This is a genomic window from Dietzia sp. NPDC055343 (genome assembly GCF_053645265.1).
Window position 1 is genome coordinate 63,989 of sequence record NZ_JBSHMJ010000020.1, and the last position, 7,500, is coordinate 71,488.

6 protein-coding genes are annotated in these 7,500 nt (G+C 69.5%); 4 read left to right on the forward strand and 2 right to left on the reverse strand.

The window, feature by feature from the left end:
- Nucleotides 1-21 precede the first annotated feature (21 nt).
- From ACWIE7_RS11235 to ACWIE7_RS11250, 4 genes are read left to right on the forward strand one after another with little or no spacing between them, the layout of a single operon-like run.
- Complete coding sequence (locus ACWIE7_RS11235) at nucleotides 22-1,497, forward strand: pyridoxal phosphate-dependent decarboxylase family protein (RefSeq protein WP_454069284.1); 1,476 nt, start codon at nucleotides 22-24, stop codon at nucleotides 1,495-1,497.
- Entirely contained in the window at nucleotides 1,494-2,936 is a 1,443-nt protein-coding gene (locus tag ACWIE7_RS11240) for a lysine N(6)-hydroxylase/L-ornithine N(5)-oxygenase family protein (protein WP_454057051.1), read from the forward strand. Before ACWIE7_RS11235 ends, ACWIE7_RS11240 begins: the two co-directional genes overlap by 4 nt.
- A complete protein-coding gene (locus tag ACWIE7_RS11245) occupies nucleotides 2,933-5,527 on the forward strand; it encodes a GNAT family N-acetyltransferase (protein ID WP_454069285.1) in 2,595 nt (864 codons plus the stop codon). The genes ACWIE7_RS11240 and ACWIE7_RS11245 overlap by 4 nt, the downstream gene beginning before the upstream one ends.
- Before the next feature lie 3 nt (nucleotides 5,528-5,530).
- Nucleotides 5,531-5,917 (forward strand): MmcQ/YjbR family DNA-binding protein, encoded by a 387-nt coding sequence (locus ACWIE7_RS11250; protein WP_452100199.1) that lies wholly within the window; start codon nucleotides 5,531-5,533, stop codon nucleotides 5,915-5,917.
- 61 nt (nucleotides 5,918-5,978) lie between these two features.
- On the opposite strand, the gene ACWIE7_RS11255 is transcribed toward ACWIE7_RS11250, so the two are convergent.
- Together ACWIE7_RS11255 and ACWIE7_RS11260 are read right to left on the reverse strand one after the other, a co-directional pair.
- Nucleotides 5,979-6,473: a hypothetical protein gene (locus ACWIE7_RS11255; RefSeq protein ID WP_454069286.1), complete on the reverse strand. Its 495-nt coding sequence runs from the start codon at nucleotides 6,471-6,473 to the stop codon at nucleotides 5,979-5,981.
- A 170-nt stretch (nucleotides 6,474-6,643) separates the two neighbouring features.
- Complete coding sequence (locus ACWIE7_RS11260) at nucleotides 6,644-7,225, reverse strand: hypothetical protein (RefSeq protein WP_454057053.1); 582 nt, start codon at nucleotides 7,223-7,225, stop codon at nucleotides 6,644-6,646.
- Between the last annotated feature and the right edge of the window lie 275 nt (nucleotides 7,226-7,500).

Sequence of the window (7,500 nt, forward strand, 5' to 3'; positions counted from 1 at the left end):
GAGCCTGTGAACGATCCATTGTTGAGCCGCCACAGCCGCGAGGAGCATGCCGCCGCCCTGGCCGCGGCAACCGCTGAAGTGGGTCGATATCTCGATGACCGGGCGACTCCCCGGTCCGCGGCGTCGCCGTCGCACCTGGCCGCACGCACCGCCGCCGTCGACCTCTCGGTACCGCTCGGCACTCTCGACAAGGCCTTCGAGGAGGTGCGCGAGCTCTATCTCGACCACGCGGTGGGATATCACCATCCGCGCTACCTGGCCCACCTCAACTGCCCCATCACCATTCCGGCCATCGCCGCGGAGGCTCTCGCCACCTCGGTCAACACCGCGGTCGAGACTTGGGACCAGGGGACATCGGCCTGTCTCATCGAACAGAAGCTCATCGACTGGGTCGCCGACCTCATCGGATTCGAATCCCCGGCGGGGACGACCTCGCCGGACGGGGTGTTCACCACCGGCGGCACCGCCTCCAATCTGCAGGCGTTGTTCACCGCCCGCGAGAACCGGCTCGGACGCTCGGGCGACCGCTGCTCGAGGCTCGCCCACCTGCGCATCGTCACCGGCGAGCACGCCCACCTCAGCGTGGTCAAGGCCGCCCGACTACTCGGACTGGCACCCGACGCGGTGATCGCCCTGCCCGGCGACGGCGACCGCATGGATCCGGCGACCCTCGACCGCACTCTGGCCTCACTCGCCGACGCCGGTCACGAGGTCGCGGCCGTCGTGGCCCTGGCCGGCACCACCGACCACGGCGCGATCGATCCGCTCCGTGCGATCGGCGAGGTCTGCGACCGACACGACGTGTGGCTGCACGTGGACGCGGCCTACGGCGGCGGGCTACTCGTCTCCCCCGCACACCGTGCACTCCTGGACGGGATCGGCGCCGCCGACTCGGTGACGGTCGACTTCCACAAGACCTTCTTCCTCCCCGTCGCCGCCTCCGCTCTCCTCCTGCGCGACGGTGCCGGCTTCCGCCACTCCACCGTGAGCGCCGACTATCTCAACCCGGCTGACGGCGACCACCACGCCTCGGGCAGCGGAGATCTCGCCGCCGTCGACAAATCGCTGCAGACCACCCGCCGCTTCGACGCCCTCAAGCTCTGGATGACGCTGCGGGTACTGGGCGCCGACGGCATCGGACGCCTACTCGACGCATCGATCGATTCGGCCCGCAGAATCGCGCGGATCATCGAGGAGGATCCCGAGCTGGAACTGGTGCGCCGGCCGGACCTGTCGACCGTGCTGTTCCGGCCGTGCCCGCGACCCGACGGCCCCCTCGACTCCCTGGTCCGCCCGGTGCGCGACATCCTCTTCGCCGAGGGTCACTCGCTCGTCGCGGCGACGGTGGTCGACGGCCGCCCCTGCCTCAAGCTCACCGTGCTGGACCCGAATCTGACCGACGTCGATGTCGAGATCGTCCTCGCCGATGTCCGCGCCGCCGCCCGCCGCATCGCCGACGGACTGCGCCCGGCCCCGGCCGCGGAGGTGCTCACGTGAGCGAGAAGATCCACGACCTTTTGGGAATCGGCGTCGGCCCGTTCAACCTCGGCCTGGCCTGCCTCGCGGAACCACTGGGCCTGGACGCCGTATTCCTCGACGCCCGCGACGGTTTCGCCTGGCACCACGGGCTCATGTTCGACGACGCGACCATCCAGGTGCCGTTTCTCGCCGACCTGGTCACCCTGGCCGACCCGACATCGCCGTACTCGTTCCTGGCCTACCTCAAGCAGGCCGGCCGACTGTACCCCTTCTACATCCGTGAAGACTTCCAGCCGCTGCGCGCCGAGTACGACGCCTACTGCCGCTGGGCCGCCGAGCGTGTGGGTGGCCTGCGCTGGGGGCGGGAGGTGGTCGACGTCCGCCGCGAGGATGAGCCCACTGCACCGGGCGAGAACAATGATGACGACGGTTATGACGACGACAACCGCGTCGACCCGGCGCCCGTCTACCGGGTCACGGCCATCACCTCCGAGGGCACCGAGGTCTATCGGACCCGGCATCTGGTGCTGGGAATCGGCACCACCCCGTGGACCCCGATCGACCCGACCCCGCTGGACACCGGTGGGGCGGTGGCACTGCACGCCTCCGACTACCTCCACCGGCGCGATGAACTGCTGGCGCTGGAGTCGGTGACCGTGGTGGGCAGCGGCCAGTCCGCAGCGGAGGTCTACCACGATCTGTTGTCCGCGTCCGGCGGTGGTCCGCACTCCGACGCAGCAGGTCCACGCGTGGACTGGGTGACCCGCTCCCCGAGGTTCTTCCCGATGGAGTACACCAAGCTCACCCTCGAGATGACCTCTCCGGAGTACATCGACCACTTCCACGCCCTGCCCGTCGACCGGCGGGACCGCATGCTGCGCGAGCAGCGCTCGCTCTACAAGGGCATCGACTCCGATCTGATCAATCGAATCCACGACCTGCTCTACCAGCGGTCCGTCCACGGACTGGAGCCCGGCCTCCTGGCGGCCGCCACCACGCTCGACGGAGCCGGGGTGGACCGATCGATCCGGCTCGACCTGCACTGCAACGACACAGGTCGACAGTGGTCACACCACACCGCCGGGCTCGTGCTGGCCACGGGTTACTCCCCCACGCCGCCGCGATTTCTAGAAGGTATCGCCTCCGACATCGACCGCGAGCCCTCAGCAGACGCCGGCCCCGGCCGCTACCGCGTGGCCCGGGATCACACCATCGACCGCGCGCACTCCTTTATCCACGTCCAGAACGCGGAGGAGCACACCCACGGGCTGACAGCACCGGATCTGGGCATGGGCGCCATGCGCAACAGCATCATCCTGCGCACCATCTGCGGCCACGAGGTGTACCCGATCGAAACCAGCATCGCGTTCCAGCAGTTCGGCGCACCCGCTGCGGAACCCGGCCGGCAGCGCGCCCCGTCCTTCGTTCCGGCGACCCGACCCCAGGAGGTCCGATGAGCATCACCGACCAGACCGACGCCGCCCCGCTTCGCGCCACGCACCGCCCCGCGGGCGGCAACCCGGTCAGCGCGCACCGCACGCCTGCGGGCATCGTCACACTCGAACCCCTGGACCTCACCCGCCCCGACGGCACGGTACGCACCCTGCACGCCTGGCTGAACCACCCCGAGTCCGAGTACTGGGGGATGCGCGGTACGACGCCCGAGCAGGTCGAGGAGTTCTTCGCGGACTGGACCGCCTCGCCCCACTGTCGGGTACACGTGGTCCGGATCGACGGCCTGCGTGTGGGCCTGGCCGTCTTCTACGACCCGGCGATCCTCGAGCTCGCGGGCCACTATCCGCACCAGCCGGGCGACCTCGGGATGCACCTGCTGGTCGCGCCTACCCGCACCCCGGTGCCCGGCACCACGGCCGCCGTCATGGGGGCGATCTGCGGCACCGCGTTCGCGGAGGCCCCCGCTTCCGAGCATGCCGGTGCGCCGGATCATGCCGCCGCGCCCGATCCCGCGATCCCGGTCGGGCCGCCCGTCCGCCGGCTGGTGGTCGAGCCAGACCTCCGGAACACCGCAGTGCACCGGCTCAACGCCCGGGCCGGCTTCCAGGAGGAAGGACCGGTGCCACTGCCCGACAAGACCGCCCTACTCTCCGTTTGTAGAGACGACGATTTCGCGCGGTCCGAGATCGGGCGCGGGACGTGGCCGTTGGTGCCGGGGGCGACGTTGTCGTCGTCGTACTCACACGCGCCGTCACACACCCACCTGACGGGCCACGCGATGCGGCGCGCCCACCGCCACCTGTGCGCGAAGATCCTCGCCGAGTTCTCCCACGAACGGCTCCTCTCGCCCACGCCCATCGCCGAGGCTGCCGCCGGAACCTGCCGGTACGAGGTCCGCGCCGGTGACGAGCGCTGGACCTTTCTCGCCCGGCTGTTGCCGCTGGAACACTGGGTGATCGACGCCGGATCACTGCGCCGCGAAGTCGACGGTGGCGGCGCTGCAGATCTGGGACCCGGAGCTGATTCCGGGATCGGAGACGGCGCCGTTGCCGAACCGGATGCGCAGGCGCTGGTGATCGCGCTCGCGCCGTCGCTGGGGATCCCCGCCGATCTGATGGGCACCTACCTCGAGGAGATCGCCGCCACCCTCGGCTCGGCCGCGTTCTGCCTGCACCACCGCGACCGGCCCGCCCAGGAGCTCGCCGAGGCCTGGCTTCAGGAGGTCGAGGCGGCGATGACCGAGGGACACCCGGGGTTCGTGGCCAACAACGCGCGGATCGGGCTCGGGCTCGGCGACCGGCACCGCCTGACCCCGGAGTCCCCCGCCCCGACGCGCCTGGTGTGGCTGGCCGCGCGCCGCGACCTGAGCCACCTGGCGACCGTCGACGGCCTCGACGAGGACACCCACTACCGGCGCGAGTTCGGCGACGACACCCTGGATCGCTGCCACGGACACCTCCGGGCGCTGGGCCTGGACCCCGGCCACTACCGGCTCCTGCCGGTCCACCCGTGGCAGTGGGAGCACAAGATCGCCGTGGCGTTCGCGCCGGAACTGGCCCGGCGTGACCTCGTCCACCTGGGCGAGTCCAAACACGAGTATCGGCCCCAGCAGTCCGTGCGCACATTCTTCGACGTCACCGACCCGCGGCGCGGCTACGTCAAGACCGCGCTGGCGGTGCAGAACATGGGCTTCACGCGCGGGCTGTCGCCGAAGTACATGCGCGACACCCCGGCGGTCAACGACTGGGTGGCCGACATCGTCGACTCCGACCCCGTGCTGCGACGGCTCGGACTCGGGCTCCTGCGCGAGGTCGCGGCCGTCGGCTACACCGGCGACGCCTACCACCGGGCCGCCGCGGCCGGCGTCTCCGACGAGGGGCCCCACACCAAGATGATCGCCGCCCTCTGGCGTGAGAGTCCGATCCCTCGGCTGGCCCGGGGCGAGCGTGCGTTCACACTGGCCTCGCTCCTGCACGTGGACCTCCATGGGCGGCCGCTCGTCGTCGAACACATCGAGCGTTCCAACCTGCCCGCGCGCACGTGGGTGCGGGCGCTGCTCGACGCCTACCTCGCCCCGGTCGCCCGCTGCCTGCTCGCGCACGGGCTCGTGTTCATGCCGCACGGCGAGAACGTGATCCTGGTGATCGACTCCGCGCATCGGCCGAGGCGCGCGCTGTTCAAGGACATCGGCGAGGAGGTGGCCGTGGTGCGCGAGCGGGACCTGCCCGAGCGGATCGGCCGGATCAAGCACGTGCTGGACGCCGAGACCGCCGCGCTCTCGGTCCACACCGACGTGATGGACGGGGTACTGCGCCACCTGGCGGGAATCCTGGACGGCGCCGGTGTGCTCGCCGCCGACGCCTTCTGGGACGAGGCACGGCGGTGCCTGGAGGATCTCGACGACGACGACGGACGCGTGCATGAACCCACACGCGACGCGCTCTTCTCGCCACGGTTCGAGCACTCGTGCCTCAACCGGCTGCAGCTGCGCAACACCCGACAGATGGTCGACCTCACCGACCAGGCGGGCTCACTCCAGTTCGCGGGGCATCTCGACAACCCGTTGGCCCGGTTGGGTGCCGTAACCTCCTAGGCCATGAACGGACAGGAACTCCAGCGTCGGGCGGCGGAGCGGGCACGCGAGCTACCCGCCTCCACGTTGGAGTTCCCGTTCGGGTCCGAATACGAGGTGTACAAGGTCGCCGGGAAGATCTTCCTGTTCCTGGTTGACCACCGCGGTGAACCGATCGTCACCCTCAAGGCGCTACCGTCGGACAGCATGGCGCTGCGCGAGGCCCACGCCGACATCACGCCCGGTTATCACATGAACAAGCGGCATTGGATCTCGCTGCGTCCGGGCGGGTCCCTGACAGCCGACGAGGTGTCCGAACTCGTGACCGAGTCCTACCGACTGGTCGTGGCGGCTCTACCCCGGGCGAAGCAGCCGGTTGAGCCGCACGCCTTCGGCCGGGGCCAGCGCTAGACGCGACTCGGGAACACCCGATCGCGTCACGTTTTCTGACCGAGCCCGCCCCGCGGCGCCCCTAGCTACCGGGCAGCTGGGAGGAGATCGAGTCGAACGAGAGCTGCCCCGTCGTGCCGCCGGACCCCTGGTTCGCCGCGGTCCCCACGGCGTCGACCGCCGAATCGGTGGGCACCACCTCCGCCAGGAGGCTGCCGACGTACGGCACTCCGCTGATCATGGTCTCCACGGACCCCTGGTGGTCACCGTTCATGAAGTGGTCGATCGACTCGCCGATCGCCGGCCCGACCATACAGACGGGCTGGACGCTTCCCGGCACGCCGACTCCCGCGAGGCCGGCGACGCTACCGGCGTTGCAGACCGCGGTGGCGACGGAGCCGACCGGCCCGGTGGCGTAGCCCGGCAGCGATCCGGTCACCGATCCCGGGAGAACCTCACCCATCGAGCCCAGGTAGGCGTCTGGGACATCCGAAGAGAGCTGGGCGTGTGCTGGCGCGCTGGACAGCGCGAGTAGGCCCGCTGCTATGGCTCCTACAACCGCGGTGGATCTGAACATGGTCGACCTCCAGGTGGAACATTCTGTGCGACCCAAGGTGTGGACCGCACCTGACCTGGACCAACCCTAATCAGACCCCGCCACAATGAACAGTGTTTTACTGTTTTGAGATAGCCGGACGGCCGCCGGGCCAAACGGGCCCGGCGGCTGCCGATACGACTTTCGTTGAGTCAGTTCTGCGGTGACAGCGAGGTCTCCGCGAGGGACCCGAGACGGTCACCCACGATCTCCTCGACCTGCTCGGTCACCGAGGAGGTGTCCACGTGCTTCGTGACCGAGGTGCCGACGACCGGGACGCCCCCGATCACCGCGTCGACCGATCCCTGGGTGTCGCCACCCATGAGGGCATCTCCCGACTTCGCCAACGGGTTGACGACCGAGCAGATACCACTGATCGGGATCGGCAGCGGCACGCCGGCCAGCCCGGCGGCAGCGGTCGCGGCGGATCCGACGTTGCACGTGAGAGTGGCCGTGGAACCGAGGACGCCGGTCGCGTAGCCGGGAAGCGAGCCGGTCACCGACGCCGGAGCCATCTCACCGACCGAGCCCAGGTAGTCACCGTCCATGTCGGACGAGCCCATCAGTGATCCCAGCGACCCCGATTCCAACCCGGAATCGGACCCGGACACCGATCCGGTCGCCGACCCGATCAACTCGGAGCTCTGTGCACCCGCGGTTCCCGCCGAGGCGACGAGCAGCGCGGCGGCGAGTGCGCCGACATAAGCGGTGGTCTTGGACATGGACTGGGACATGGACTGCCTCCGTTGTGGGAATTCGGGACGTCCGCCCCGGCTCGCAAAATATTAGGCCCACCACATATACCTCAGCACCAGCTGACCGTTACCCATACAGCCGAACTCAGCCCCCACACGGACTCCAAATAACCATTGCACAGCACGAGCGAGGGGCGTAGACTAGAACACACATTCGACGTAGGTGCGAAGCGGGATGGGATGGAGGTGGGGGCTGATGGAGAGGGATGACGACGACAAGGCGGGCCCGCCGACTTCGCCCACCGGTCCGGCCG

Bases quoted from the DNA above. Each gene is read 5' to 3' on its own strand.
- ACWIE7_RS11260 (WP_454057053.1), bottom strand. From the start codon at position 7,225: ATGTCCCAGTCCATGTCCAAGACCACCGCTTATGTCGGCGCACTCGCC.
- ACWIE7_RS11245 (WP_454069285.1), top strand. From the start codon at position 2,933: ATGAGCATCACCGACCAGACCGACGCCGCCCCGCTTCGCGCCACGCAC.
- ACWIE7_RS11250 (WP_452100199.1), top strand. From the start codon at position 5,531: ATGAACGGACAGGAACTCCAGCGTCGGGCGGCGGAGCGGGCACGCGAG.
- ACWIE7_RS11255 (WP_454069286.1), bottom strand. From the start codon at position 6,473: ATGTTCAGATCCACCGCGGTTGTAGGAGCCATAGCAGCGGGCCTACTC.